The organism is Pseudomonas oryzihabitans (assembly GCF_006384975.1).
GTDB classification, from domain to species: Bacteria; Pseudomonadota; Gammaproteobacteria; order Pseudomonadales; family Pseudomonadaceae; genus Chryseomonas; species Chryseomonas psychrotolerans_B.
On the sequence record NZ_CP021645.1, the window covers coordinates 986,529 to 1,012,537 of the forward strand.

Annotated in this window: 22 protein-coding genes; 12 read left to right on the forward strand and 10 right to left on the reverse strand. The window is 63.4% G+C overall.

What is annotated here, in order from left to right; all coding sequences use genetic code 11:
- Nucleotides 1-212: 212 nt before the first annotated feature.
- Entirely contained in the window at nt 213-1,250 is a 1,038-nt protein-coding gene (gene mgrA / locus CCZ28_RS04270; RefSeq protein WP_140216194.1) for an L-glyceraldehyde 3-phosphate reductase, read from the forward strand.
- 66 nt (nt 1,251-1,316) lie between these two features.
- Here the strand turns inward: mgrA and CCZ28_RS04275 are convergent, their stop codons facing one another.
- Entirely contained in the window at nt 1,317-2,228 is a 912-nt protein-coding gene (locus CCZ28_RS04275; protein WP_140216196.1) for an AraC family transcriptional regulator, read from the reverse strand.
- Between the two features lie 282 nt (nt 2,229-2,510).
- Here CCZ28_RS04275 and CCZ28_RS04280 point away from each other — a divergent pair, with 282 nt between their 5' ends.
- Nucleotides 2,511-3,818 (forward strand): ABC transporter substrate-binding protein, encoded by a 1,308-nt coding sequence (locus CCZ28_RS04280; protein ID WP_140216198.1) that lies wholly within the window; start codon nt 2,511-2,513, stop codon nt 3,816-3,818.
- Between the two features lie 73 nt (nt 3,819-3,891).
- Nucleotides 3,892-4,665, forward strand: coding sequence for an L-iditol 2-dehydrogenase (locus tag CCZ28_RS04285; RefSeq protein ID WP_140216200.1), 774 nt, complete (start codon nt 3,892-3,894; stop codon nt 4,663-4,665).
- Between the two features lie 10 nt (nt 4,666-4,675).
- Here CCZ28_RS04285 and CCZ28_RS04290 read toward each other — a convergent pair whose 3' ends face one another.
- Entirely contained in the window at nt 4,676-5,269 is a 594-nt protein-coding gene (locus CCZ28_RS04290) for a DUF1349 domain-containing protein (RefSeq protein ID WP_140216202.1), read from the reverse strand.
- 261 nt (nt 5,270-5,530) lie between these two features.
- Between CCZ28_RS04290 and CCZ28_RS04295 the strand changes: the two genes are divergently transcribed.
- The 3 genes from CCZ28_RS04295 to CCZ28_RS04305 all read left to right on the forward strand — a co-directional run bounded on the left by CCZ28_RS04295 (nt 5,531) and on the right by CCZ28_RS04305 (nt 7,447).
- Complete coding sequence (locus tag CCZ28_RS04295) at nt 5,531-5,740, forward strand: MHS family MFS transporter (RefSeq protein ID WP_140216204.1); 210 nt, start codon at nt 5,531-5,533, stop codon at nt 5,738-5,740.
- Nucleotides 5,741-5,825: 85 nt separating this feature from the next.
- Nucleotides 5,826-6,896: a catalase family peroxidase gene (locus tag CCZ28_RS04300; RefSeq protein WP_140216206.1), complete on the forward strand. Its 1,071-nt coding sequence runs from the start codon at nt 5,826-5,828 to the stop codon at nt 6,894-6,896.
- Nucleotides 6,893-7,447, forward strand: coding sequence for a cytochrome b (locus tag CCZ28_RS04305; RefSeq protein ID WP_140216208.1), 555 nt, complete (start codon nt 6,893-6,895; stop codon nt 7,445-7,447). Before CCZ28_RS04300 ends, CCZ28_RS04305 begins: the two co-directional genes overlap by 4 nt.
- 633 nt (nt 7,448-8,080) lie before the next feature.
- On the opposite strand, the gene CCZ28_RS04310 is transcribed toward CCZ28_RS04305, so the two are convergent.
- Both CCZ28_RS04310 and CCZ28_RS04315 read right to left on the reverse strand, forming a co-directional pair.
- Entirely contained in the window at nt 8,081-9,025 is a 945-nt protein-coding gene (locus CCZ28_RS04310) for a DNA replication terminus site-binding protein (RefSeq protein WP_140216210.1), read from the reverse strand.
- A gap of 100 nt (nt 9,026-9,125) precedes the next feature.
- On the reverse strand, nt 9,126-10,700 hold the full coding sequence (locus CCZ28_RS04315; RefSeq protein WP_140216211.1) for an alkaline phosphatase D family protein: 1,575 nt from the start codon (nt 10,698-10,700) through the stop codon (nt 9,126-9,128).
- A 206-nt stretch (nt 10,701-10,906) separates the two neighbouring features.
- Between CCZ28_RS04315 and CCZ28_RS04320 the strand changes: the two genes are divergently transcribed.
- Nucleotides 10,907-12,175, forward strand: a complete 1,269-nt coding sequence (locus tag CCZ28_RS04320) for a 3-phosphoshikimate 1-carboxyvinyltransferase (protein WP_140216213.1) — start codon at nt 10,907-10,909, stop codon at nt 12,173-12,175.
- A 39-nt stretch (nt 12,176-12,214) separates the two neighbouring features.
- A complete protein-coding gene (locus tag CCZ28_RS04325) occupies nt 12,215-15,286 on the forward strand; it encodes a hybrid sensor histidine kinase/response regulator (protein ID WP_140216215.1) in 3,072 nt (1,023 codons plus the stop codon).
- Here CCZ28_RS04325 and CCZ28_RS04330 read toward each other — a convergent pair.
- Nucleotides 15,252-16,130 (reverse strand): helix-turn-helix domain-containing protein, encoded by an 879-nt coding sequence (locus tag CCZ28_RS04330; protein ID WP_205894632.1) that lies wholly within the window; start codon nt 16,128-16,130, stop codon nt 15,252-15,254. The two genes, CCZ28_RS04325 and CCZ28_RS04330, sit on opposite strands and share 35 nt — an antisense overlap.
- 146 nt (nt 16,131-16,276) lie before the next feature.
- On the opposite strand from CCZ28_RS04330, the gene pobA reads away from it, so the two are divergent.
- Together pobA and CCZ28_RS04340 are read left to right on the forward strand one after the other, a co-directional pair.
- Nucleotides 16,277-17,461 (forward strand): 4-hydroxybenzoate 3-monooxygenase, encoded by a 1,185-nt coding sequence (gene pobA / locus CCZ28_RS04335; protein WP_140216219.1) that lies wholly within the window; start codon nt 16,277-16,279, stop codon nt 17,459-17,461.
- A 78-nt stretch (nt 17,462-17,539) separates the two neighbouring features.
- Nucleotides 17,540-18,316 (forward strand): TSUP family transporter, encoded by a 777-nt coding sequence (locus tag CCZ28_RS04340; RefSeq protein WP_058768882.1) that lies wholly within the window; start codon nt 17,540-17,542, stop codon nt 18,314-18,316.
- Here CCZ28_RS04340 and nudC read toward each other — a convergent pair.
- From nudC to CCZ28_RS04365, 5 genes are all read right to left on the reverse strand, one after another.
- A complete protein-coding gene (nudC, locus tag CCZ28_RS04345; RefSeq protein WP_140216221.1) occupies nt 18,284-19,111 on the reverse strand; it encodes an NAD(+) diphosphatase in 828 nt (275 codons plus the stop codon). The genes CCZ28_RS04340 and nudC overlap by 33 nt on opposite strands.
- Nucleotides 19,108-20,787: a ferrous iron transporter B gene (locus CCZ28_RS04350; protein ID WP_437179189.1), complete on the reverse strand. Its 1,680-nt coding sequence runs from the start codon at nt 20,785-20,787 to the stop codon at nt 19,108-19,110. Before CCZ28_RS04350 ends, nudC begins: the two co-directional genes overlap by 4 nt.
- Before the next feature lie 487 nt (nt 20,788-21,274).
- Nucleotides 21,275-22,009: a DNA polymerase III subunit epsilon gene (dnaQ, locus tag CCZ28_RS04355; RefSeq protein WP_140216225.1), complete on the reverse strand. Its 735-nt coding sequence runs from the start codon at nt 22,007-22,009 to the stop codon at nt 21,275-21,277.
- A gap of 33 nt (nt 22,010-22,042) precedes the next feature.
- A complete protein-coding gene (gene rnhA, locus CCZ28_RS04360) occupies nt 22,043-22,507 on the reverse strand; it encodes a ribonuclease HI (RefSeq protein ID WP_058773114.1) in 465 nt (154 codons plus the stop codon).
- On the reverse strand, nt 22,500-23,276 hold the full coding sequence (locus CCZ28_RS04365; RefSeq protein ID WP_058768878.1) for a methyltransferase domain-containing protein: 777 nt from the start codon (nt 23,274-23,276) through the stop codon (nt 22,500-22,502). The genes rnhA and CCZ28_RS04365 overlap by 8 nt, the downstream gene beginning before the upstream one ends.
- A 90-nt stretch (nt 23,277-23,366) precedes the next feature.
- On the opposite strand from CCZ28_RS04365, the gene gloB reads away from it, so the two are divergent.
- Together gloB and CCZ28_RS04375 are read left to right on the forward strand one after the other, a co-directional pair.
- Nucleotides 23,367-24,146 (forward strand): hydroxyacylglutathione hydrolase, encoded by a 780-nt coding sequence (gene gloB / locus CCZ28_RS04370; protein WP_140216227.1) that lies wholly within the window; start codon nt 23,367-23,369, stop codon nt 24,144-24,146.
- Between the two features lie 146 nt (nt 24,147-24,292).
- A complete protein-coding gene (locus tag CCZ28_RS04375; RefSeq protein WP_140216229.1) occupies nt 24,293-25,924 on the forward strand; it encodes a lytic transglycosylase domain-containing protein in 1,632 nt (543 codons plus the stop codon).
- The last annotated feature ends 85 nt before the right edge of the window (nt 25,925-26,009 follow it).

Sequence of the window (26,009 nt, forward strand, 5' to 3'; positions counted from 1 at the left end):
CACAGACTATCAGCCACCAGCGATTCAGAATCTGAGCCCTCTGCCGGCTTGCTCGGTTTTGTCTGGCAAATCCCGGCGACGGTTTGCTCAAGGTGCTGCTGCCGGCTTTACTCTCGTTGGCGCTGCCTTTCCACTCGCTGCATCGCGGTCTGTGTCGTACGCGAATATCTTGTTCGTTCCGTCGATCCAATTTCTCTCCACAGGAGCTGTTCATGGCTTATCAAGCCGCTTCCGATCGCTACGACCGTATTCCTTACCGCCGAGTCGGCCGCAGTGGCCTGGTGCTGCCGGCGCTGTCGCTTGGGCTGTGGCACAACTTCGGCGATACCACGCCGCTGGATCGTCAACGCGCCTTGCTGCGGACCGCTTTCGATCTGGGCATCAACCACTTCGACCTGGCCAACAATTACGGGCCGCCCTATGGCAGTGCCGAGATCAATTTCGGCCGGCTGCTGCGTGAGGACTTTGCGGCCTATCGCGACGAGCTGATCATCTCCAGCAAGGCCGGCTGGGACATGTGGCCTGGCCCCTATGGTCAAGGTGGCGGTTCGCGCAAGTACGTGCTGGCCAGCCTGGACCAGAGCCTCAAGCGCCTGGGACTGGACTACGTCGATATCTTCTATTCGCACCGTTTCGATGAGCATACGCCCCTGGAAGAAACGGCCGGTGCCCTGGCCAGCGCTGTCCAGCAAGGCAAGGCGCTCTATATAGGCATCAGCTCCTATTCGGGGACCAAGACCCGCGAAATGGCCAAGCTGCTGGCTGAATGGAAGATCCCGTTGCTGATCCATCAACCAGCCTACAACTTGCTCAATCGCTGGATCGAGAAGGATCTGCTGGATGCAACCGAGGAAATCGGCAGCGGCGTGATCGCCTTTACGCCGCTGGCCCAGGGGCTGCTGACCGATAAATACCTCAACGGTGTGCCCGCGGAAGCCCGGGTCAATCAGCCCGGTGGCCAGTCGCTGCAGCAAGGTCATCTGTCGGCCGAAAATCTCGAGCGGGTTCGCGCCCTGAACGCCATCGCCCAACGCCGTGGGCAGAGTCTCGCGCAACTGGCATTGGCCTGGACCCTGCGCGATCCGCGGATCACCAGCGCCCTGATCGGCGCCAGTCGGCCGGAGCAGATCGTGGAGAACGTGGCGGCCTTGGACAACCTGGCCTTTACCGCCGAAGAACTGGCCGAGATCGATACCCATGCGGTCGAAGGCGATATCAATCTCTGGGCCAAGCCGTCGAGCGCCGAATAGTCTCGCATCGTCACCGCGGGTGATGGGGTTACCACCACCCTCACCCGCCCTCACCCTCCGTCCTGGTCAGGGCTCCACACTGGCCTTGCTATTGGTTAGCTTGCGCCGGTACTCGCTTGGCGTCTGCTGCATCTCGGTGCGGAAATGCCGATTGAAATTGGACAGATTGGCGTAGCCCACCTCGAAGCAGATGGCCGCGATGGACAGCTCCGGACGCATCAACAGGCGGCAGGCGCGCTGGATGCGCAGCTTGCGGGCCAGTTCGATGAAGCCATGGCCGGTGACCTTCTTGAAGAAACGGGAAAAGCCGGCTTCGCTCATACCCACGCGCTGGGCGATCACCGGTAGCCGGATGTCCTCCGTCAGTTCGCTCAACAGGTAGTCGAAGGCGTGATGGATGCGCGCCGAACTGCGGGCGTCCAGGGCCGGTGCATAACAGGCACTGGCCAGACAGACCACCTCGGCAGCCGGTGCGCGAGCCAGGAGCTCCAGCAGGGAAAACAGCCCCAGCAGCCGCCGGGCGCCCCGTAACGCTCCGATTTCTTCGATCAGCTCGGCCGCGCCGCGGGCCGTTGCACCGGTGAATTCAAGGCCGCGCCTGGCTCGTTCGAGCAACGGCAGATACTCGCCGAGCTCCGGGGCCAGGGTACTCAGGGAGCGCAGCAGTTCGCCGCTGAACTGGATGACCACATCGCGACCTTCCAGCACCTCGCCCGGTGAGAGGTCACCGATCCAGTCATGCGGTAGGTTCGGGCCGATCATGGCCACATGGCCTGCGTCGAAGGGACCGACATAGTCACCCGCCAAGAGGCGTCCACTGCCCTTGCGGATCAGGTGGATCTCGTACTCGGGATGATGATTCCAGCGTGCCAGCGCGAAGGGATAGTCGTGCTGGTACCAGCGAAAGCTCTGGTCGGGCTCGGCGAGGATCACCTCCAGCTCCGCAGGCCGGGGTTCCAGAAAGGCGGCGACGTGCATGGGGTGACCTCGATGTGCCTGGAGCGAATCGGACCACCCTAGGCCGATACGGCCGTCCAGACAAGCTGCGAGTCCTGCCGGATCGATACTTTTTTGACTTGGATAGGCAGACACGCGACTGATCAAAAAAGTATCGGTGGCCGGTCAGAGACTCGTTAGCAAAGGCCGGAGCTGTGCTGCTGTAATCAGCGCCAGCCTAGGTGCCGAAATCAAATTCCTACCGATGGCGATCTTTCATAACAACAACAAGCTGCCGTACGCGGCAGTCACGGAGAGAAGACGATGAAGCCCTCCTTCGCTTTGCTGCTGTCCGCCAGTCTCAGTTTCACCGGCGTCGCCCAGGCTGTCGAGTCGGTCACCATCGCCACGGTCAACAACAGCGACATGATCCGCATGCAGCGGCTGTCCCAGGTGTTCGAGCAGCAGCATCCCGATATCAAGCTCAATTGGGTGGTGCTCGAAGAGAACGTCCTGCGCCAGCGCCTGACCACCGACATCACCACCGGTGGCGGCCAGTTCGACGTCCTCACCATAGGTACCTACGAGACTCCGCTCTGGGGTGCCAAGGGCTGGTTGGAGCCGATGAAGGAGCTACCCGCGAGCTACGACGTCAACGACATCTTCCCGGCCGTAAGGGAGGGCCTGTCGGTCAGGGGGACCCTCTATGCCCTGCCGTTCTATGGCGAGAGCACCGTCACCTACTATCGCAAGGACCTGTTCCAGCAGGCCGGCCTTACCATGCCCGCCCAACCCACTTGGTCGCAGCTGGGCGCCTTCGCCGCCAAGCTCAACCAGCCGGACAAGGAACAGTACGGTCTGTGCCTGAGGGGCAAGCCCGGCTGGGGTGAGAACGTCGCGCTCATCAGCATCCTGGCCAACGCCTTCGGCGCCCGCTGGTTCGACATGCAGTGGCAGCCACAACTCACCAGTCCCGAGTGGAAGGCCGCCGCCACCTTCTATGTCGACACCCTGCGCAAATACGGGCCGCCCGGTGCTTCCAGCAACGGCTTCAACGAAAACCTGGCACTGTTCAACAGCGGCAAGTGCGCCCTCTGGGTCGACGCCAGCGTGGCCGGCTCCTTCACCACCGACAAGAGCCAGAGCAAGGTAGCCGATCAGGTCGGTTTCGCCGCCTCGCCCCACGAGGTCACCGACAAGGGCTCGTCCTGGCTGTACGCCTGGTCACTGGGCATCCCGGCCACCTCCAAGCACAAGGACGCGGCCAAGGCCTTCATCACCTGGGCCACTTCGAAGGACTACATCAAGTTGGTGGCGGACAAGGACGGCATCGCCAACGTGCCGCCGGGCACCCGCGAATCCACCTACAGCCCGGCCTACCTGGCGGCGGCGCCCTTCGCCAAGATCACCCTGGAGATGATGCAGCACGCCGATCCGGCGCATCCCTCGGCCCAGCCGGTGCCCTATGTCGGTATCCAGTACGTGACCATCCCCGAGTTCCAGGCCATAGGCACCAGCGTCGGCCAGTTGTTCGCCGCCGCGCTCACCGGGCAGATGAGCGTCGACCAGGCGCTGAACGCCGCACAAACCTCCACGGCCCGCGAGATGAAGCGCGCCGGTTATCCCAAATAGCGCCCGAATCACCCAAGGCCCTGGCGCTGTGCCTTGCCTGCACCAGGGGCCTTCCTCGATAGGAGTACAACACGTGAACAGACTGGAAGGAAAAAGCGCCCTCATCACCGGCGCCGCGCGTGGCATCGGCAAGGCCTTCGCCCAGGCCTATCTCAAGGAAGGGGCAAGGGTGGCGATCGCCGACATCAACAGCGAAAGAGCCCAGGCGACCGCTACGGAGCTGGGGGAAGGCGCCTATGCGGTGACGATGGACGTCACCGATCAGGCCTCCATCGAGGCGGCCATCGCCCAGGTGGTCGCCACCGCCGGCAAGCTGGATATCCTGGTCAACAACGCGGCCCTGTTCGATCTGGCCCCCATCGTCGAGATCACCCGGGAAAGCTACGACCGACTGTTCTCGATCAATGTGGCCGGCACCCTCTTCACCCTGCAGGCCGCGGCGCGGCAGATGATCGCCCAGGGCCATGGCGGCAAGATCATCAACATGGCCAGCCAGGCGGGCCGCCGCGGCGAGGCGCTGGTGGCCGTCTATTGCGCGACCAAGGCCGCGGTGATCAGCCTTACCCAGTCGGCCGGGCTCAACCTCATCGAGCACCGCATCAACGTCAATGCCATCGCCCCTGGGGTGGTCGACGGCGAGCATTGGGAAGGCGTGGACGCCCTCTTCGCCCGTTATGAAAACCGTCCCCTGGGTGAAAAGAAGCGCCTGGTCGGCGAAGCCGTGCCCTACGGTCGCATGGGGACGGCAGAGGATCTGGTCGGTATGGCGATATTCCTCGCCTCCAGTGACAGCGACTTCGTGGTCTCCCAGACCTATAACGTGGATGGCGGCAACTGGATGAGTTGAGCGGGTGCGGCTAGCTCAGATCGTGCAAGTCCTTGACGATCGCCGGCCCGATCTGGAGGTCGGCGAAGGTCACCTCCAGGCCTTCCCGCTGTGGCGAACAGCAATAGGGGCCGACCTCCAGCGTTTCGCCTTCATCCGCCGTAAAACGACACAGGCGCAGCAGCGGCCAGGTCAAGCCATCCAGGGAGTACTGGATGCGCAGCACCTCGGCATGCAGCGTCAAGCGCAGCCAGAAACCCCAGACCGCATCGGGCATGGGCCCCAGGGCCCAATCGGAATAGCCCTGGGTCAGCACGCTGCCCAGGTGGGGGATGTCATCGCTGATCTCCAGCCCGGTCTTGCACCAATGTTCGGTACTTGCCCGGACCATCAGGCCGGCCTGGTCATAGAGCTGGGTAAAGGTGCCGGTGATGCGCACCTGGACGGTGAAGTCGTTTCCGGCCGCATAGCCGAGAAAATGCCCGCTATCCCGCTCAAAGCCGTATTGAGTCTTCTGCCAGAAGTCGGTGCCTGCGTCGGTGCGGATCTGTAACAGCCCGTCCGCCTCCGACCAGTGCGTCGGCTCATTCAGCCAGAGGGATGGCAGGGTCTTGGCGAGAGTCATGGCTGGCTATCCGCAGTCGATGGGCTGTCGAAACCTTAGATCATGAATCTCACCTGCGCCAAAGCGTGATTGGCGGATCTAGGTCAGGAAGACCAGCAGCTGATGGGGATAAAGCTTGGTGACCATAGTCACCGGACTCGTGCTGGCCAATGGGTTGGTGCTGGGCCTGCTCGAGGGCTTTCAGCCGGCCTATATCAGCGAACTGCTGCCGGCGCGGCTACGCTTCTCCGGCTTGGGTATCGGTCGGGAAGTAGCGTCCGTTTGGCCCCGATCATCGCCACCGCGCTGCTGGCGCACTATCGCTCGCCAGAGCCCACTGCTCTGTACCTGGGTTGCATGGCCTTGATCACCGTGGTCGCCACCCTCTTTACGCCCGAGACCTACACCCGCCAGCAGCGTCGGGAAGACCGAGCTGTGCTCAACTCGAGGCAGCAGCCCTATCCATCCTCGCCGTCAGCGGTTATGCCCTGACTCTTGGGAAGGACGAAAAGATTGACGATTGTCACTACCCGCGTCACGGTGCCTCTTCTAATGACTGAAATCGGCTTTACCCCTGATGACAAGCTCGCAGCGCAAGATCCCTTGGTTACCTCTACTGGGCATAGGCGCTATCGTCAGTGGCCTTTCCTTCACCTTTGCCTGGGCCTCTGGTTGGATAGGCAACCGTGTCACCACTCGCACCTTCCTCGGCGCGAGCTTAGACGACTTCGAACCAGGCTACCGCCGCGCCCACGGCAAGGGCGTCTGCTTCGTCGGCGTTTTCCGCAGCAGTGGCGCTGCCGCCTCCCTATCCCAAGCGCGCGTCTTCTCCCAAGCTGCACTGCCCGCCCTGGGGCGCTTTTCCATCGGTGCCGTGGATCCCCACGCGGCGGACAACTCGACAGCCACGGTCAGCATGGCACTGCTGCTCACCGCCGATGATCACTCCCAGTGGCGCATGAAGCTCAATAACGCGCCTTACTTCGATACCCGCAGTCCAGAAGGCTTTCTTGCGCAACAACAGGCATTTGCGCCGGATCCGCTAACTGGCAAACCCGACCCAGTGCGCGTCACCGCCTTCCTCGCGGCCTATCCTGAAGCGCGCAAGGCAATTGAACGCAAGGCCAAGGCGCCATGGCCCAGTAGCTTTGCCGGTGCCCAATACAACGTCATCAACGCCTTCATCCTGGTCACAGCTGACGGCAAGCGCCAACCGGTACGCTGGTCCATGCGTCCCCACACTGCCTTTGTCGGCGTTTCTGGCGAGCAGCGAAGCCAGGCGCGTCACGACGTCCTGTTCGAAGACGTGGCCCAGCGGCTGACCAAGGGGCCGCTCTATTGGGACCTGGTTCTGCAGCTCGCCGATCCGGGTGATCCGGTCGACGACCCCTCGCAACCTTGGCCATCGGAGCGCCGTCAAGTGGTGGCCGGTACCCTGGAGGTCCGCAGCGTGGCCGACCAACGCCTGGGCGGCTGTCGCGACGTCAACTTCGATCCTACACTGGTGCCTCCGGGTATCGAGTTGTCTGCAGATCCGGTTTTAGCAGCCCGCGCCGGAATCTATTCGCACTCTTATAACGCTCGTTTACGCGAGATCGCCCAGGGCAAGGCGAAGGATGCCGTGAGCCAGCAGGAACCCACGCCATGAACCACCGCCCCAAGCATTTCAACGGACTCGCTCGTACGCTTCACTGGCTGATGGCCGTCGCGATCATCGCCATGCTATTCATCGGTGCGGGCATGATGACATCCCTGACCTGGCGGCCCTGGTTGATCAATCTGCACCAGCCGCTCGGCATCGCCATCTTGCTATTGGCCGTGCTACGCCTGGCTAACCGGCTGCTGAGTCCCGTTCCCGAGTTGCCCTCCAGCCTGCCGCGCTGGCAGGTAAGCGCGGCCCTGGCCTCGCATCGACTGCTCTATCTACTGATGATCTGCCTGCCCCTGTTGGGCTGGGCCGTGCGTTCAGCCGGCAACTGGCCGGTCACCTTGGCACCTGGCTGGTATCTACCCGCCATCGTTGCCCCTAACAGCACGCTCTACGCCTGGCTGCGCCTGGCACACACGGCATTCGCCTGGTTGCTCTTCGCGTTGATCCTCGGCCACCTCGGCGCCGCCCTGGTGCACGCCTGGATTCATCGGGATGGCGTCTTCTCCAGCATGGCGCGCGGCCAGAAAAAAACTGAGGTCGAGGCTTAGGGTTGGTAGCCTTTGGAGGCTACGAAGTGCGTGTAAACGTGGAAAAGGTGGGCTTAAGCGCCCAGTCTTAGTGCGCCAATGCGGGGCGATGCCTGCCTAGGAAAAGCATTTTTAGGTGTTCGAACGGGTTACTGCTGTTCAGTAGACCCGCATCAGATAGGCGTCCCGATTGCCGTCCAAGGCTCAGGTAGAAGACAACACCTCGAACCTGACCGCACTTTCCGCCAGGCATGAAAAAAGGGAGCACTAGGCTCCCCTATCCAATACGTCGTTGTCCTCTTGTTTTTGTTGTCGGACGCCAACGCCATCGATTGTCAGTACGCCCCACCAAGGGGTGGGAAGTGAACAGATTACTTTGGTGACTCAAGGGAGCTCCAAAATGATCGGTTCGCGAGCCTAGGCCTTCTTGTTTTTGTTGTGGGCTGTTAGCGGCGCATCTTGTTGTTCTTGTGCCAATAATAAAGCAGGCACTGTGCCAACATTTTCAAGCTATTGAATTTGATGGAAATTTTAAAAAATCCCCTAATGTCGGGGCACCTGTCGCCTAAGATTTCGTTACCTTTCCACTCGCTTGCGAGGGCTCTGGTTACGACACCGAAGCATCCGGTAACGCTATGAGCGCTCGGGTCGCCGTCACCGGCTATAGGTGGATCTCTTGAGGGTCGCTTCGTTGTGCCGCTGCGCGACCGGTCGCGCCGGGTTCTCGGTGGGGAGGTACAGCAATCGTGTTGCCAGTACTTCGCGACGAGGCTTGATATCGGGTCGTAGCGCGCCACGTTGGGTGCGATCGAAATCCCGCAAATCCACCACCTGCATGCCGTCCTGGGCCGGCACCACGAATACCGGCAGGTTCGCGTGGATCATGGCGTCGTAGCGGCTCTCTTCACCGAACCACAGCATCGCGCGCGGATGCGGCGCGATCTTCTTGTGCCTGACCAGGATGTCATCGTCCGCCATCCGGTTGAGCGCCTGGTGCTCCTGCCATTCCGGTGTGCGATCGAGGGCGATCCGTTCGCGGTCCGCGCGGGCCAGGGCCAGGGTCTTCAACTGTTCCCTTACCTTCGCCACCTTGACCCGCTCACCGCCAGAGGTATGACCGGCCCAGGTAAAGGTCAGCTGCCGTACTGGATCGGGGAAACCCTGCACCTTGCGGATCAGTTGCTTGGTATTGAACGCCCCACCCAAGGCCTTGCGCATGATCCGCGGCCGCGCCTCTGGAGCCAGCTCCAGTTCCAGGCGTGTCTGCTCGATCGCCGCGCTGAAGGCGCTCTTGCAGGTGTTGATGGCCAGGATTTCCTCGACCAGAGGCTCGGCGAGCGCGATGTAGCCTGGCAGCCGGCTCACCGTGCCCGGCGCCTGGCCAGGCTGCAGGTGAAAGGCCAGCAAGGCCTCCTGGGTGAGCGCCACCGCCTCTGCGCCATCGAAGACTTCCACGGCGATGTGATCCGGCACCCGCTGCTGAGCCAGCAGCGGCAGTCGCCAAACCTGAGCAGCCACCACCTTGCTCGGCCATAGCTCGTTGAAGGCATTAATGGTGCTCTTGAGGGTCTCGAAGGCGTTCTTGATGTCTTCGTACATGGGTCGCATCCAACCTAATGACCACTAGATTGTAGCATTTAGCGCCATTTTCTCCTCCTTTTTGTTAACTAAGGCAGAGGATCAACGTTAAACACTCCCACTATATAGGGGTGGTATTACTCTGGACGGGTTTCAGCAGTTGAGCGAATTGGGCTTCCCCATCCTGATTGCGCAAGGTGACCTTCAACTCGGCCGATTCTCCATCGATCTCCACTTCCCCAAAGAACTGGAATTTGCTCAGGGGTGAGGTGTTTGGCTGGGGCGGCGCCTTCTGGAATACGACGCTGGGGCCAAAGGTGGCATCCAGCGGATTCGGCCCGAAGCTACCGGCGTTGAGCGGGCCGGCGACGAACTCCCAGAAGGGTTCGAAATCCTGGAAGGCTGCCCGATCCGGGTGGTAATGGTGAGCCGCGCAATAATGCACGTCGGCGGTCAACCACAGGGTGTTGCGGATTTGCTGGCGAGCAATGAAACCCAGCAACTCGGCTATCTCCAACTCCCGCCCCTTGGGTTGGCCGGGATCGCCATTGGCGATGGCTTCCCAACGCGGCTGTCCCTGATCGTCCTTGCCGTCCGGTACCTGCAGTCCGATAGGCATGTCGGCGGCGATGACCTTCCAGGTGGCCCGCGATGACTGCAGCTCCTGCTTGAGCCAATCCAGTTGCTCTCGCCCGAGGAACGCCCCTTTCCCGCTCGCGTCATCTCCCAGGTTGCTGTCGTTCCCAGCGCGATAGCTGCGCATATCCAGGACGAAGACGTCCAGCAGCGGGCCGTAGGCGATCCTCCGGTAGATGCGCCCTGCCCCGTCGGCGGATACACCGCGCATGGGCGCGTATTCCAGGAAGGCCTGGCGAGAACGACCGCTGAGGAGACCGATATCCTTGACCTTGTAGCGGTCGTCCAACTGCTTGCTTGGCGACCAGTTGTTGGTGGTCTCGTGGTCATCCCATTGCCAGACCTGGGGCACCTCGGCATTGAACCGCCGCAGATGGTCATCCATCAGGTTGTAGCGATAGTTGCCGCGGAATTCGTCGAGCGTCTCGGCCACCTTGCTCTTGGCTTCCGTGGTGACGTTGCGCCAGATGCGGCCCTCTTCCACGGTCAATTGGGCCGGCACCGGGCCGTCGGCATAGATGGTATCGCCGCTGTGCAGGAAGAAATCCGGACGGCGCTCGCGCATGGCGTTGTAGATGCGCATACCGCCGATATCGGGATTGATCCCGAAGCCCTGCCCCACTGTATCGCCACCCCAGACGAATCTGATGTCGCCACGCTGCGTCGGTGCCGAGCGCAGGTGTCCGGCGACTGGCTCGCTGAGCGCTCCGGTATCCACGTCCTCGAAGCGGACCCGATAGAAGATGTGCTGATCGGCGGGCAGCCTGGCGAGATCGAGACGGGCCGTATAGTCCTGGGCCGCCGTGGTTACCGGCCCCAGCACCTTGCGCGGCGAGCTGAAGCTCGCCTGGGTATCCCACTCCACCAGGAGGCGTGCCGGTCGATCCGTCCGGCTCCAGATCAGGGCCCGATCCTGGGTCACATCCCCGGCCTGGACGCCGTCGGTCACGACAGGCCGGCCGGAGGGCGCCGCCCAGGTACGGGAGCCCAGGGCCGGTAACAACAGCGTGGCCCCCAGGCCTTGCAGGACACGGCGTCGATCAGGACGAAGCAGGGACATGGCAGGTTCCTCGGGTAGAAAACAGCTAGCACTACCCCGACCTGATGACCTGTTCGTGACAGTAGAGGGTGGATGACGACTCGATCACACCTATAGGGGTGGTATTACGAAACAAGCCGCCTGGGCCTGAGCCACGCGAAATGGCATCATGGCGCCCTTGTTGCGATCCGCCGCCATGGCCTGTCGCGAAGTTGCTTGGAGCCCCCATGTCTGCCAGACCCTACATCACCGTTACCCCTCCCAACGCTGCGCTGAAGGGGCGGATCGCCCCGCCCGGCTCCAAGTCCATCACCAATCGCGCCCTGCTCCTGGCCGCTCTGGCGAAGGGAACGAGTCGCCTGACCGGCGCGCTCAAGAGCGATGACACCCGCCATATGTCCGAGGCCTTGCGGCTGATGGGCGTCACCATCGAGGAGCCGGATGCCACTACCTTCGTGGTGACCAGCTCTGGTCGCCTGCAGCAGCCCTCCCAACCGCTGTTTCTCGGCAACGCTGGCACCGCGGTGCGCTTCCTTACCGCGGCGGTGGCGACCGTTGATGGCGCCGTCACCCTGACCGGCGATGCCTATATGCAGAAGCGCCCCATCGCGCCCCTGCTCGACACCCTGAACGCCAATGGCATCCAGGTAGCAGCCCCGACGGGCTGCCCGCCGGTGACGGTCCAGGGTCAGGGGCGCCTCACCGCCCGGCGTTTCGAGGTCGATGCCGGGCTGTCCAGCCAGTACGTCTCGGCATTGTTGATGCTGGCCGCCCTGGGCAGCGAGCCCGTGGACGTGGCCTTGCGCGGTAGCGAGATTGGCGCGCGTGGCTACGTCGATCTGACCGTGGCCGCGATGCGCGCCTTCGGCGCCGAGGTGGAACAACTCGATGCCGCTACCTGGCGGGTCGCCCCGACCGGCTACGTGGCCCGCGACTATTTCATCGAGCCGGATGCCTCGGCCGCCACCTACCTCTGGGCCGCCCAGGCACTGACCGGCGGCGCCATCGACCTGGGGGTCGCCGACGATGGCTTCACCCAGCCCGATGCCAAGGCCCGCGAATACATCGCCGCCTTTCCGCAGTTGCCGGCCGTGATCGATGGCTCCCAGATGCAGGACGCCATTCCCACGCTGGCCGTAGTGTCGGCCTTCAACGAGACGCCGGTGCGTTTCGTGGGGCTGGCCAACCTGCGCGTAAAAGAGTGCGACCGGGTAGCCGCGCTGCACGATGGCCTGAATGCCATCCGCCCCGGCCTGGCCAGCGTGGAAGGTGACGACTTGCTGGTGGCGGCCGATCCGGCATTGGCGGGCAGCCAGGTCGACGCGGTAATCGAAACCCACGCCGATCACCGCATCGCCATGTGCTTCGCCCTGGCCGGTCTCAAGGTCGCGGGCATCCGCATTCTCGATCCGGAATGCGTCGGCAAGACCTATCCTGAGTACTGGAATGCCCTGCGCAGTTTGAATGTCCAACTGCACGAGGGTGTCGAGGCCTAACCGCCAAATTGCCGCGCGCCAGTCCAAGGGAATCCCTGAATGTCGATCTCTCCGCTCGAACAGCTGGCGCTTCTGCAATTGACGTCCCATGCCCTGGTCATCACCGACCGGCACGGGCGCATCGAGCGCTGGAATCGCGGTGCGGAGCTGCTGTGTGGCTGGAGCGCCGCGGATGCTGAAGGTCAGCTCTTCAGCGAGTTGCTGACAGCCGGTCGCGATGCAGCCTTTCTCGCGACCGCTCAGCACCAGGCGCTGATCGACGAGTATGGGCAAGGGGCAGGCTGGATCGGGCTTCGCAAAGGCCAGTCCCGCTGGGTGGAAGTGGCGACGACCGCCCTGAGGCAAGCCACCGAGCTGCTCGGTTTTGCCCATGTCCTGCAGGACCGGACCGAACAGCTGGTGTCCGAGGAACGGGTACGCCTCGCCCAGCAGGTCGGCCGGGTCGGGACCTTCGAACTCCTGCCGGGCGAGGCGCGACTGCTGGTGTCGTCGGGCTTTTGCCACCTCTGGGGGCTGCCGGAACGGCGCAGCTACCCCTTGGAGGAATTGATCAAGCAACTGCACCCCGACGACGTGGCCAGCCTGAGAACGCTCTCGGCGGAGCCCGACGATGATGCCTTGGATTATCTTGAATACCGCATCCGGCGCGCCGATACCGGCGAGGAGCGCTGGCTGGGGCGGCGCGGCCAACTGATGTCCAGCCAGGGTGCGGGGCGCTACCTGGGGGTGTGCTACGACATCACCGAACGCAAACGCAACGAGGCGGCCATCACCGAGCGGGATATCTGGCTGCAGGAGCTGTACCACGGCATGCGCGAGGGCTTCTACATGGCCCAGGCGATCCGTGATGACGCGGGCCTGATGCAGGATTTCCGTTTTCTCGAGGTCAACCCGATCTTCGCCACCCTGACGGGCATTCCGCTGGACCAGGTACTGGGCAAGACGCTGCGCGAAGCCCTCCCGCCATTGGAAGCGGATCTGCTACCCGCCTACGCCGACTTCATGAACTCCGATGCGGAATTCACCCAGTTCGATATCCTGCTGAATCTGCAGCACGAGCACTGGTACGAGGTACGCGCCCACAAACTGCCGGCGGATCGCTTCGCCGTACTGTTCATCGACATCAGTGGCCATCGACGCCAGGCGCAAGAGCTGGCCCGCAACGAGGCGCAGCTGCGCGCCATCATCAACTCCATCGACCAGATGGTGTGGGCCACGCGCCCGGATGGTCATCATTTCTACTTCAACGATCGCTGGTACGAATTCACCGGTGTCCCGGAGGGCTCCACGGAAGGCGATGGCTGGTCCAATGTCTTCCATCCGGAGGACCAGGAGCGCACCTGGAAGGTCTGGCACCACAGCCTCAGTACCGGCGAGCCCTACCATATCGAGTACCGCCTGCGGCATCGCTCGGGCCGTTACCGCTGGGTGCTCGGCCGTGCCCAACCCGTGCGTGACGCCAAGGGACGCATCGAGCAGTGGTTCGGCACCTGTACCGACATCCAGAGCATCGTCGATGCCCGCGAAGTCCTCACCCGCTCGCGCCAGGAGCTCGAGCACCAGATCGAATTGCGCACCCGCGAGCGCGATCGGATGTGGCGCATCAGCCACGACCTGATGGTGATCTGCCGTGCCGATGGCGAGGTGAAGACGGTGAACAGCGCCGCCACCCGGCTGCTGGGCCGTCGCGAAACCGACCTGGCCAGTCTCCAGCTGACCGAGCTGCTGCATCCTGAGGACCAACGCCGGGTGTTCGATACCTTGCACAGTCTGGGCACCAATCAGGGGGCGGCGAACCTCAGGGCGCGAGTGCGGGCCCGGGATGGTAGTTATCGCATCCTCGACTGGACGGCCAGCGCCGAGGACGGCCTCATCTATGCCGTCGGGCGCGACGTCACCGAGCAGGAAGAACTGCAGGAGCAGTTGCGCCAGGCGCAGAAGATGGAAGCGGTGGGCCAGCTCACCGGCGGGATCGCCCATGACTTCAACAACTTGCTCACTGGGATCATGGGCAGCCTCGATATGCTGCAACGTCACCAGAAGGCCGGCCGGCAGGAGAAATTCGAGCAGTATCTGGGGAGTGCCCTTACCTCGGCCCAGCGTGCCGCCGCCCTCACCCAGCGTTTGCTGGCCTTTTCCCGCCGCCAGGCGCTGGACCTCCAGCCGGTCCAGGTCAATGCCAGCGTGCAATCCATGGAAGAGTTGCTGCTGCGCAGCCTGCGTGGCGACATCGCGCTCGTCCTGGATCTGTATAGCGGTCTCTGGCAGGCACTCACGGATCCCCACCAGTTGGAAAGCGCCCTGCTCAACCTGGTCATCAATGCGCGAGACGCCCTGCCCCATGGCGGTAAGATCAGCATCGAGACGCACAACGTCTATCTGGCTGAAAGTGGCAACGGCCTGGATGCGGTGAGCGCCGGTGACTACGTCGCCCTGCTGGTGACGGACGATGGGACCGGGATGCCACCGGAGGTCATGGCCCGCGCCTTCGATCCCTTCTTCACCACCAAGCCCATCGGCCAGGGTACCGGCCTGGGGCTGTCGATGATCTATGGCTATGCCAAGCAATCCAAGGGGCATGTGCGCCTGGAGTCCAAGCCCGGCAAGGGGACGACCGTCGGTCTCTACCTGCCCCGCTACCTGGGCGCCGACGTGGAGCCAACCCCGGTCGCCCCACCGGCCATCACGCCGCGAGGCGGTGGCAAGATCATTCTGGTGGTCGAGGACGAGCCTGTGGTCCGGCAGATGGTGGTGGAGCTGCTCAGGGAGCTGGGCTATGCGACGCTACAAGCCGAAGATGCCCGTGCCGCCCTGCCCATCCTGGAAAGCAGCCAGCCCATTGATCTGCTGCTATCGGATGTCGGCCTACCCGGCATGAACGGTCGCCAACTGGCGGAAATCGCGCGCCAGCGCCGACCCCGGCTCAAGGTGCTCTTCGCTACCGGCTATGCGGAAGGGGCTCACCTGGAAGGCTATCTGGAGCCAGGGATGACGCTGATCACCAAGCCTTTCAATCTGGATGCCCTGGCCAACCGGGTGGCGGAAACCCTGGATGCCCCGGTTGAAGCTTCCAGCCCTACCCCGGCACTGCTGCCTGACGGCGATAACTGAGCGGGCTCTCGCCGGTGCCACGACGAAAGAAGCGCGCGAAGTAGGCGGGATCGGCGAAGCCAAGGGCATCGGCGATCTCCGCCACCGATGCCTGGGTGAAACTCAGATTGCGCCGCGCCTCCAGCAGCAGCCGCTGGTGGACGATCTCCAACGCCGAGGTGCCGGCCAGTTGGCGGCACACGGCATTCAAATGCACTCCGGAGATACCCAGGGCGCCGGCGTAACGGCCCAGGTTCCAATGGTCGCGATAATGCTGCTCCACCAGGGCCAGAAAGCGCCCCAGATGCTGCTCGGCACGCCTTGGCAGCGCAGCCGCCTTGTTTCGCGTCTGCTGCCGTACCAGCCAGACGGCCAGGCTATCCAGCAAGGCCTCCAGCATCACCTCCCGCCCGGGCCGCCGCCCCTCGTATTCGCCGACCAGTTGGCCGATCAGCCGTTCGATCCACAGCGCCTCCTCACCGACGAGTTCGAAGCGCGTCGCACTGAGAAACAAGCCCTGCCCATTGCCCTGGCAGCGCTGCTTCAGGCGCTCCACCTGGGGCAGCGGCAAGGTGATCACGAAGCCTTCGACGGCGGGATCGAATTCGAAGGCATGTACGCAGAGCATCGGCAGCACCACCAGTAGCGGACCGGACAGCGCGCCGTGCCAGTCCTCCAGTTGCAGGCGCAACGAACCCGTTCGGACATAGAGGATTTGCACCAGATCGGCGTGCCTGTGGGTATCGATGCACCAGGCATGCAACCGGCTCCGACTCGCGATCGTCTCGCAATGCAGCAGGTCGGGAGCGGGCCAGGCCTGCGCCTCGCCATACAGCTTGAAAATAGGTGGATAGCCGTCGTTCATCGTCAGACCTCGGGCGATAGCCGCACGAACCATCGGAAAGTACCAGAAATTGGTGGATAGCAGCCTGACTATCCTGCCTCTAATCGTCCAAAAATACCGAAACCATACAAGAACGCGGCGTTCACGCCCGACAAGAGGGATTCCCCATGCACACCCAAGTCGTGATCATCGGCGCCGGTCCGTCCGGCCTGCTCCTGGGCCAGTTGCTCAGCCGCTCCGGCATCGACAACGTCATCCTCGAGCGCCAGAGCGCAGAGCATGTCCTCAGCCGTATTCGTGCCGGCGTCCTCGAACAGGGTACCGTCGACCTGCTCCACCAGGCCGGCGTGAGCGAGCGGTTGGAGCGCGAAGGCCAGGTGCATCACGGCGTGGAATTCGCCATCGATGGCAAGCGCGAGCGTCTGGATCTGCATGAGCTGCTCGATGGCCGTTGCGTCACCGTCTATGGCCAGACCGAAGTGACCCGCGACCTGATGGCCGCGCGCAAGGCCAGTGGCGGGATCACGCTGTACCACGCCAGTGATGTCCAGCCCCACGAGATCGCGGGTGAGCGCCCCTATGTCACCTGCCAGATCGCCGGCGAGTCGGTGCGTATCGACTGCGACTACATAGCGGGTTGCGACGGCTTCCACGGGGTGTCCCGCCAGGCCATTCCGGCGGGGGTACTGACCGAGTACGAGCGCGTCTACCCCTTCGGCTGGCTGGGCCTGCTGAGCGACACCCCGCCGGCCAGCGAAGAACTCATCTACGCGAGCCACGAGCGCGGCTTCGCCCTGTGCAGCATGCGTTCCGCGACCCGTAGCCGCTACTACCTGCAAGTGGATGCGGGCGACGCGGTCGAGAACTGGTCGGATGAGCGCTTCTGGGAAGAGCTCAAGGCCCGCCTGCCCAAGGAAACCGCTGCGCAGCTGGTCACCGGGCCCTCGCTGGAAAAGAGCATCGCCCCGCTACGCAGCTATGTCGTGGAGCCCATGCAGTACGGCCGGCTGTTCCTGGTCGGCGATGCCGCCCACATCGTACCGCCGACCGGCGCCAAGGGGCTCAACCTGGCCTTGGGTGACGTCCGCAACCTGCACCTGCTGCTGGAGCGGGCGTACCGTACGGGCAACCCCTCTTGCCTGGAGCGCTATTCGGAGCTGTGCCTGAAGCGTATCTGGGCAGCGGTGCGATTTTCCTGGTGGATGACCACCGCGCTGCACCGTTTTCCCGACACCGATGCCTTCACCCAACGTGTCCAGGACGCCGAATGGCGCGCCCTCCTCGATTCCAGAGCGGGGCGCACCACCATCGCGGAAAACTACGTCGGCCTGCCCTTCCCGACCCTGGATTGAACCTGCGGGGAGACGGGTGGTGACCAGGGCGTGACTGGTGCATGATGGCGCCCCCGTTTGATCTGGCCCGCCGCTCCCATGCTCGAATTCGCCTTGGACCCCACGACCCTGGTACTGCTCGCCGGGGTCGCCTTTCTCGCCGGTTACATCGATGCCATCGCCGGTGGCGGGGGATTGCTGACGGTACCCGCGCTGCTCATGGCCGGTGTCCCCCCGCACCTGGCCATCGGCACCAACAAGCTCAGCTCCACCTTCGGCAGCGCCACGGCGGCCTACACCTTCTACCGACGCAAGCTCTTTCAGCCGCGCCAATGGCGCCATGCCCTACTCGCGACCGCCATCGGCGCCGGTGTGGGTGCCCTGGTCGCGCATCATCTGCCTGCGGATTTCCTCAACCAGCTGCTGCCCGTGGTGGTCTTCAGCTGTGCGCTGTATCTGCTGTTCGGCGGCACGCCCAAGGCGCCCCTACTCAGCGATGCCCCCATCCCGCAACGTCGCCAATGGCCACAGGGCGTGACTCTGGGAATGTACGACGGGGTCTTCGGTCCCGGCACCGGGGCCTTCTGGACGGTCAGTAGCCTGCTGCTCTATCCACTGGACCTGCTCAAGGCCAGCGGCGTCGCCCGCACCATGAATTTCGTCAGCAACGGTGTCGCCCTGGCGATGTTCATCGCGCTCGGTCAGGTCCTGTGGGTGCTGGGCCTCACCATGGGCCTGTCGCTGACCCTCGGCGCCTATCTGGGGGCCCGCAGCGCCATCGCCGGCGGAGCCAAGTTCATTCGCCCGGTATTCATCTGCGTCGTACTGGCGCTGACGATCAAGCTAATCTGGCAGCACTGGTTTGGCGCCGCCTAAGCGTTCGGCGCGATAGAGATCGATCAGATAGCGGGAGATGGAAAAGGCAGGTGGCAGCGTCGGCAGAGCCCGCAGCTCGAACCAGCGAGCATCCTCGATCTCATCGGGCTGGCAGCGAATCTCGCCGGCCACGTAATCGACGTGGTAACCGAGCATCAGGGAATGCGGATACGGCCAGTTCTGGCTGCCCTGGTAGCGCAGGTTGGTCACGCTGACGCCCACCTCTTCCATGATTTCCCGGTGCACACAGGCCTCGGCCGACTCCCCCGGTTCGACGAAGCCCGCCAGGGTGCTGTAGACGCCCGGGGCGAAACGGGGCGAGCGGGCCAGCAAGACCTCATCGCCCCGGGTGATCAGCGCGATCATGCTGGGCGACAGCCGGGGATACTGGGTGAGCTGGCAGTTCGGGCATTGCAATCCGCGCTGGCCATCGAGGGGGAAGGTGCGGGTCCCACACTGACCGCAGAAGCGATGTTGCCGCGCCCAGGTACCGATCTGATTGGCGTAGCCCAACAGCTTGAACAGCGCATGGGGCGATTGCAGCATCAGCGGTCGCAGTGGCTGCCAGTTGCACCCTTCGACGTCTTTCGGGCTATCGAGCTCGATCAGGGTGACGGCCTGACCCTGCCATTGGCCGAGTCCATGCAGATCCCCTTCGAGCCCCTGGAGGAGCGGATCGTCGCTGGTGAAGAGTACGTTCGCCCCACAGGTGAGAAAAACCTGGCCACTGTGGACGACCAGCCAACCGGGCGATGTTCGCGCCGCCTGGAACCAGCCAGGTTGCCACGGCGTCATGCGGCAGCCGACGTCCAACCCAGGGCGCGAATGCTTTGCGCCGCGATATCGAGAATGTCCGGCGTACCGCCATGGCCCTCGGTACCACCGCTCTCGACGAAGAACTCGATGCTGCTCAAGGCATCCGCCAAGACTTCCAGGGTAGCCGGCTCGCAAGCCTGACCACCGTCGATCAAGCACCGTTGGATATAACCGGTGCAGGCCCGCACCAACTCGGCGGCGCGCGGATTACCCAAGAAGAACAGGGCTCCCCGTACCGTATCGAGCAAAGCAGGGACGGTGGTGAGGTGAAGGGTATCGCCACGCGAGTCGAGGAAGGCGCCAATGGCGCGCTTGGCATCGGTGAGCCCCTGGTAGGCCTCCTTGTGCAGCAGCGCCTGGGCTTCACCCAGCTGGTAATTGGCCACGCTGACCTGGACATCCTGGGCGTCGAGGGTGGCATCGAGCAAGGTACCCTGCCCCTCGGGCTGACCGATCAGGCTTTCCACGAGCAACAAGGCATCCGCCAGCGGTGCCAGATCCTCGAGCACCAGCGTCTTGTCTTTCCATTCGGAGATGCTCGGCAGGCACTGCTGCAGCACACGGCCAGCGTTGTCCTGGCCCACCATCTCCAAGGTCTTGCCCAGCAGGCCGACTTGGATATACAGCCGCGAGAAATTATCGGAGACCGCGGAACGGCCTTGTTCGCCGCCGTTGCGCACCTCGGTCTCGATGAGATCGATCAGATCCTTGACCGTTTCCAGCTCTTCGCGAATGGCGGCGGACAGCGAGTGCAGGACCGCATGACCGGGCCCGGCAAGGCGTTTCTTACCGGCCTCCAGTTGCGCGTCGGTGAAGCCCAGCCGCTCGATGCCGTAGGCGTTCATCACCTGCTGCGGATGGGCCGCATCGACACCGGCGAGGGCCAGTAGATACAGGAGTTCCTTGAGCGTACTGCGCGCCGGCTCGTGCAACTCGTTACCCAGCATCTGGCGCAGTTCGCGATCGACGCGGGCGAACAGTTGCTTACGCTCCCGCGTGGGCGTCAAACGACCCTGGGCGAAGCCCTCGGCAGTCGCCGCAGCGACCCAGGGCAGGTAGCCGCCGACATGGTCGTGCAGCAAGGCGGCCGAACGTTCCAACGCCCGGGCCATGAGCCTCAGGCTGGCCAGGCTATTCACGTCGCGCAGGAAGCCGAGCAAGCCGACCTGGTACATCTGCCGCATTCTGCGCGCCTGGGCCGCCCGCTCACGGACCGCCAGCCGGGTTGGCTCGGTGATCTGCGGACGTTGATCCAGGCGCACACTGAAGAAATAGCTTTCCGGCAACTCCGGCTCGCCTCCCGCCATGCGCAGGGCATTGATGGCAGGCAGCAGCAATTCGGGCATCTCCTCCTGCCCGCTGCGGAGTTGCTCGAGGTAGCGGCGCAAGATGTGCAGGCCGCGACAGATCGACATCAGGTGCTCGTCATGTTCCGGACCAGCGCCTGCGGGAATGTCGTTGGCAATCTGCAGGGTCTCGTGCGCCAGGAGTTGGGCACCTGTCAGCTCGATGAGTGTCAGGGCACCACGAATCTGGCCGATACTCTCGACAGCACGTTGCAGCAGGCTGCTGCAATGCCGCTCGACGATGAATCGTTCAAGATAGGATTCAGCTTCCTCTATGGTCGCGAACAGCTGTTCACGAACCAAGCTCAAAGCTCTCGCTCCAGTCACCATGGTGCCTTACGCCTCCTGCGCCAATACAACTTCGCAAACGTCACCCTAGACGGGGAATAAGGCTTGCTATTCCTGATGAATCTTAAGTGCCGCGTCATCCTGACGAGGCAACACTAGGCGCCATACGGCAAAGGCTCAGCTCGGTGCTGCCTCATCGTACGAAACCTAACAATCCAGTACTGCTGGTGCTCAAGCGCGCCGGACGGTCACTACGACCTATCCCGCTGACCGCTCCGCCCTGCATCCGCAGCAGCGAAGCGACAGTTCCAATTCGCCATATGAATGCTTGGAAGCGATAAAAGTTCCCAGGAGATCGAAATTCGGCGACCCGTCCAGGTTCAAACGATCAGCCTGCACCGTCTTTGTTGAACGATAGCTGAAATTTGTGAAGTCTTTCCGCCTATTCGGACGAGCGTAACCGCGCGCGCCTTACCGATTGAGCAAGCCGCCTTGCCCCTACCGCGCCTCACTCAGCGCCAGTCCCCGCGAGCCAGAGCGGAACCTTGCCGCAACTCTTCTCGATGGCAGCCATGCGCACGGCATGAGCCTCGAGATCCGCGGAACTGGCACTGATCACCCGGGTGCGTGGACGATCGGCCGGCAGTCGCTTGATCGGCATGACGTAGTTACCGTCACCGTTGCCTTCCTGGCCATGGGCTGCCAGGGAAAGACTGGTCTGGCCACCGGTCATGGCCAGATAGACGTCGGCGAGGATCTCGGCGTCGAGCAGTGCGCCGTGCAGCTCGCGATTGGAGTTGTCTACCCCATAACGTTTGCACAGCGCATCCAGGCTGTTGCGCTGCCCGGGATGGCGCCCACGGGCCATGACCAGGGTATCGAGTACCGAGCAGTGCTGGGTGATGTCGGCACGCTCAGGGTGAACGCCCAGGCGCGCGAATTCGCTGTTGATGAAGCCCACGTCGAAGGGAGCGTTGTGGATGACCAGCTCGGCGCCTTCGATGAACTCGAAGAAGCTATCGGCGATCTCGGCGAAGCGTGGCTTGTCGGCGACGAAGTCATTGGTGATGCCGTGTACCGCGATGGCGCCTTCGTCGATCTCTCGATCCGGATTGAGATAGACGTGGAAATGACGCCCGGTCAGGCGGCGCCCGATGACCTCGACCCCACCGATCTCGATGACCCGGTGGCCGTCGGTTACCGGCATGCCGGTGGTTTCGGTATCCAGAACTACGTATCTCATCGCTACCTCTTGGCCTGTTTCGCTCGGCCGGTGTTAGGCCTTGGCGGCCTGCTTGACTTGTCTTACCTCATCCACGCCACGATTGGCCAACTGATCGGCCCGCTCGTTTTCGGGATGACCGGTGTGCCCTCTTACCCAGCGCCATTCCACGTCGTGCCGCTGTACCTGGGCATCGAGTGCCTGCCACAGCTCGGCGTTCTTCACCGGCTGCTTGGCGGCGGTCTGCCAGCCACGCTTCTTCCAGTTCGCCAGCCACTGGGTGATTCCCTTCATCACGTACTCGGAGTCGGTGGTCAGCCGGATACGACAGGGACGCTTGAGCGCCGCCAGCGATTGGATGGCCGCCATCAACTCCATGCGATTGTTGGTGGTGTTGGCTTCGCCGCCCCACAACTCGCGCTCCGCACCGCGATACTTCAGCAGGGCGCCCCAGCCGCCGGGACCCGGATTGCCCTTGCAGGCGCCGTCGGTAAAGACCTCGACGATGTCGTCACTCATTGGATTCACTCGATTCGCGCCGGGCGATCTTGGCGACCGGCATGGGCACCAGCTTGCCGCGAGGTTCCTTGCGGACCTGGGGCACCGGGCGCAACCCGAACATCAGCTTGCGGGCCGATAGCAGGTAGAAGCCGGCACCGGCGGCCTGCTCGCTGCTGGGATCTATGTCCCCCTGCTCCATCCAGGCCAGGCGCTGCTGCCACTTGTGGGATGAAAGCGGCGGACGATAACACCCGAAGCGCCGTTTCTCCAGCGCGAAGCCCAGTAGCGACAACCAGTCCGCGACCCGGCTGGCTCCGAAGCAGCGGGCCTTGCGCAAGGCGTCGCGGGCCAGATAGTGGCGCACGCCCCACAGGCTCCAGGGATTGATGCCCACCACCACCAGATGCCCACCGGGCCTCACGCTCAGCGCCGCTTCGCGGAGCAGACGATGGGGCGACAGGGAAAAATCCAGACCGTGTTGCAACAACACCACATCCGCGGCGTGCTCGCCCAGCGGCCAGGCGCCTTCCTCGCAGATGATGTCGACATCACCCAGCGGTGGCCCGATCCGCACCGTATGCCGGAGCTGACCGCAGTTGGCCGGAGATTCCGGATGCGGCCCGTAGTGGACGAGGTAGCTGCCGAAATGCCGCTTGAGCTCTTCGTCGATCAGCACCCGCTCCTGCTCGAGCAACAGTTGCCCCAGTGGGCCGGACATCCACTCCCGCGCCGAGCTCATGAGCTTGAGCCAGCGTGGATCGACCTGGGCCGAGAATTCGTCGTGCATCGTCTGGTCCTCTCCTGAAGAAGCCTGAGCTGTTGCCGTACCACCTGCTGCTACCCTAGAGACTCGCCGTCCGACCAGAGAGCTCACCCCATGTTCGATATCGTTCCTCTACCCGCTTTCAACGATAACTATATCTGGCTCATCAAGGACGCCGGGACGAGACGGGCGGTCGTCGTCGACCCGGGCGATGCCGCTCCGGTAATGACTTGGCTCGATAGCCACCCCGACTGGCAGCTGACCGACATCCTCATCACCCATCATCATCACGATCACACCGGCGGGATCGCCCCCCTCAAGCAGCGCACTGGCGCCCGGGTCACGGCGCCTGCCGACGAACGTATCGCCGACGTCGACCTGCCGCTGGCGGATGCGGACCGTCTCGAGGTGCTGGGGGCCACCTTCGAAGTCATCCGGGTGCCCGGTCACACCGCCGGCCATATCGCCTACTACCAGGCTGGCGAGCGACCGCTGCTGTTCAGTGGCGATACGCTGTTCTCGGCCGGCTGCGGCCGGCTGTTCGAGGGTACGCCTACGCAGATGCTGGAGTCCCTGCAGCGATTGGCCAGCCTGCCGGATGCCACCGAGATCTATTGCGGCCACGAGTACACCCAGAGCAATCTACGCTTCGCCCGCGCGGTCGAGCCGCAAAGCGCTGCGGTGCAAGACGCGCAGGAGCATACGCGGCGCTTGCGGGAAGCCAACCGCCCCACCCTACCCACCACCTTGGGGCGCGAACGCGGTATCAATCCCTTCCTGCGCACCGCCGATCCCGAGGTTAGACGGCAGTTGCAGGAGCAACGCGGCGTGGCAGCGGATGCGCCGGAGGATACCTTCTTCGCCGCCCTGCGCGCCTGGAAAGACACGTTCTGACACGCATTGACAACCCCCCGGCAAGGACGCCGCAGGGCCTTGTTTTACGTCGTCGTACAGGTCACAGGCTTACGGGTTGTTCCTTGACCCTCCGGGAGACGGTTCCTAGAATCGCCCATCATCCAAATCCCGGAATGCCCAAACCAATGCCGCCAGCGACGCCGAAAACCCGCGAAATAGACGTGCTGGCCACCTCCTTCAAAGTCTCTGCGCTGTGCCTTGCCATCTTTCTCGCCGGCTGTCAGAGCAACAACCAGACGACAGATAATAGCTATCAAGCCGACCTGGAAATGACGCCGCACAAGATGCAGCGTCCGCCGGAATGGCTGCGGAAGGCACCCTCGGTGGCAGCCACCAGCGGCGATATTTGGGACCGGGTTCGGGATGGCTACCAGCTCCAGGACCAGGGCGAAAACGGCACCAATCCGCGCATCGATCGCCAGCGCCTCTGGTACGCCAGCCACGAGGCCGACCTCGCCCAGTCCTGTAGCCGTGGCGCGCCCTATCTGCACTACATCGTGGAGCGGTTGGAAGAGCGCAAAATGCCCCTGGAACTGGCCCTGCTGCCAGTCGTGGAAAGCTCTTTCAACCCCAACGCCCTCTCACGCAGTGCCGCCGCCGGTCTCTGGCAATTCATTCCGACCACCGGCAAGTACTTCAATCTGCGCCAGACCCGCTTCTATGACGGTCGCCGCGACATCACCGCCTCGACCAACGCCGCGCTGGACTACCTGAGCAAGCTGCACGACATGTTCGGCGGTGACTGGCTGCTCGCCCTGGCCGCCTACAATGCGGGCGAAGGCACGGTCAGTCGCGCCATCGAGCGCAACCAGTCGCTGGGCCTGCCGACCGATTACTGGAACCTCTCCTCACTGCCGCAAGAAACCCAGGATTACGTTCCCAAGCTGCTGGCGGTCTCGCAGATCGTGCGTAATCCGGGCGCCTATGGCCTCGCCCTGGAATCCATCCCGGACGAACCCTATTTCGAAGTGGTGGACATCAAGCAGCATCTGGACCTGAACCGTGTCGCGGAGCTGGCCAACCTGGATGCCAAGGAGCTCTACCGACTCAACCCCGCGTACACCCAAGGGGTGACCATGGACGGCCCCAAGCATCTGCTGGTGCCGGCGGAGAAAGCCAAGCGTCTCGCCGCGACCCTGCCGTCCATCGCCTCCGATGCGGTCGTTCAGTGGCAGGAATATCGTGTCCGCCGTGGCGACACCCTGCGCGGCATCGCCAAGCGCAACCACGTCAGCGTCGAGCAGCTCGTCGCACTCAACAAAATCAGCAGCCATAGCCGCCTATCCGCCGGACGGGAACTGATGCTTCCGCGGCGAGAGACCGGCAATACCACGACGCCGCTGGAGACCATCGCCGTCGCCGAGGAACCGGTGGTACGCACCTACAAGGTCCGCACCGGCGACAGCCTCTGGTCCATCGCCCGCGCCAACGACGTGGAGCTGGCCGATCTCAAGCGCTGGAACGATCTGGGCAAGCGTGGCCTGAAGGTGGGCGAGACCCTGAAGCTACACGATACGGGCAGTACGACGACCACGGCGGCAGCGGCCCTGCCCGCCGCCTACACGGTCAAGCTCAAGACCGCCAAGGCCACCCAGAATGCCAAGGGCGCGCCAACCTACTATCGGGTCAAGGCCGGCGATTCGCTGTATCAGATCGCCAAGCGCTACAAGATAGGGGTACAGGCCCTGCAGGACTGGAATCCGCGGATCGCTTCCGCCCTGACTCCCGGCCAAACACTGACGCTCTTCCTCAACTGAGCCGCGACCGCTCACCGCAGCGGTCATCCAGCGCTTTTGTCGAAGGTATCGACCTGCTACCTTACCGCCCCACCCGTGCCCGCCC

Excerpts from the sequence above, each read along its gene's own strand:
- mgrA (WP_140216194.1), top strand. The coding sequence starts at position 213 with ATGGCTTATCAAGCCGCTTCCGATCGCTACGACCGTATTCCTTACCGC.
- CCZ28_RS04275 (WP_140216196.1), bottom strand. The coding sequence starts at position 2,228 with ATGCACGTCGCCGCCTTTCTGGAACCCCGGCCTGCGGAGCTGGAGGTG.
- CCZ28_RS04280 (WP_140216198.1), top strand. The coding sequence starts at position 2,511 with ATGAAGCCCTCCTTCGCTTTGCTGCTGTCCGCCAGTCTCAGTTTCACC.
- CCZ28_RS04290 (WP_140216202.1), bottom strand. The coding sequence starts at position 5,269 with ATGACTCTCGCCAAGACCCTGCCATCCCTCTGGCTGAATGAGCCGACG.
- CCZ28_RS04300 (WP_140216206.1), top strand. The coding sequence starts at position 5,826 with ATGACAAGCTCGCAGCGCAAGATCCCTTGGTTACCTCTACTGGGCATA.
- CCZ28_RS04305 (WP_140216208.1), top strand. The coding sequence starts at position 6,893 with ATGAACCACCGCCCCAAGCATTTCAACGGACTCGCTCGTACGCTTCAC.
- CCZ28_RS04310 (WP_140216210.1), bottom strand. The coding sequence starts at position 9,025 with ATGTACGAAGACATCAAGAACGCCTTCGAGACCCTCAAGAGCACCATT.
- CCZ28_RS04315 (WP_140216211.1), bottom strand. The coding sequence starts at position 10,700 with ATGTCCCTGCTTCGTCCTGATCGACGCCGTGTCCTGCAAGGCCTGGGG.
- CCZ28_RS04320 (WP_140216213.1), top strand. The coding sequence starts at position 10,907 with ATGTCTGCCAGACCCTACATCACCGTTACCCCTCCCAACGCTGCGCTG.
- CCZ28_RS04325 (WP_140216215.1), top strand. The coding sequence starts at position 12,215 with ATGTCGATCTCTCCGCTCGAACAGCTGGCGCTTCTGCAATTGACGTCC.
- CCZ28_RS04330 (WP_205894632.1), bottom strand. The coding sequence starts at position 16,130 with ATGAACGACGGCTATCCACCTATTTTCAAGCTGTATGGCGAGGCGCAG.
- pobA (WP_140216219.1), top strand. The coding sequence starts at position 16,277 with ATGCACACCCAAGTCGTGATCATCGGCGCCGGTCCGTCCGGCCTGCTC.
- CCZ28_RS04340 (WP_058768882.1), top strand. The coding sequence starts at position 17,540 with ATGCTCGAATTCGCCTTGGACCCCACGACCCTGGTACTGCTCGCCGGG.
- nudC (WP_140216221.1), bottom strand. The coding sequence starts at position 19,111 with ATGACGCCGTGGCAACCTGGCTGGTTCCAGGCGGCGCGAACATCGCCC.
- dnaQ (WP_140216225.1), bottom strand. The coding sequence starts at position 22,009 with ATGAGATACGTAGTTCTGGATACCGAAACCACCGGCATGCCGGTAACC.
- rnhA (WP_058773114.1), bottom strand. The coding sequence starts at position 22,507 with ATGAGTGACGACATCGTCGAGGTCTTTACCGACGGCGCCTGCAAGGGC.
- CCZ28_RS04365 (WP_058768878.1), bottom strand. The coding sequence starts at position 23,276 with ATGCACGACGAATTCTCGGCCCAGGTCGATCCACGCTGGCTCAAGCTC.
- gloB (WP_140216227.1), top strand. The coding sequence starts at position 23,367 with ATGTTCGATATCGTTCCTCTACCCGCTTTCAACGATAACTATATCTGG.
- CCZ28_RS04375 (WP_140216229.1), top strand. The coding sequence starts at position 24,293 with ATGCCGCCAGCGACGCCGAAAACCCGCGAAATAGACGTGCTGGCCACC.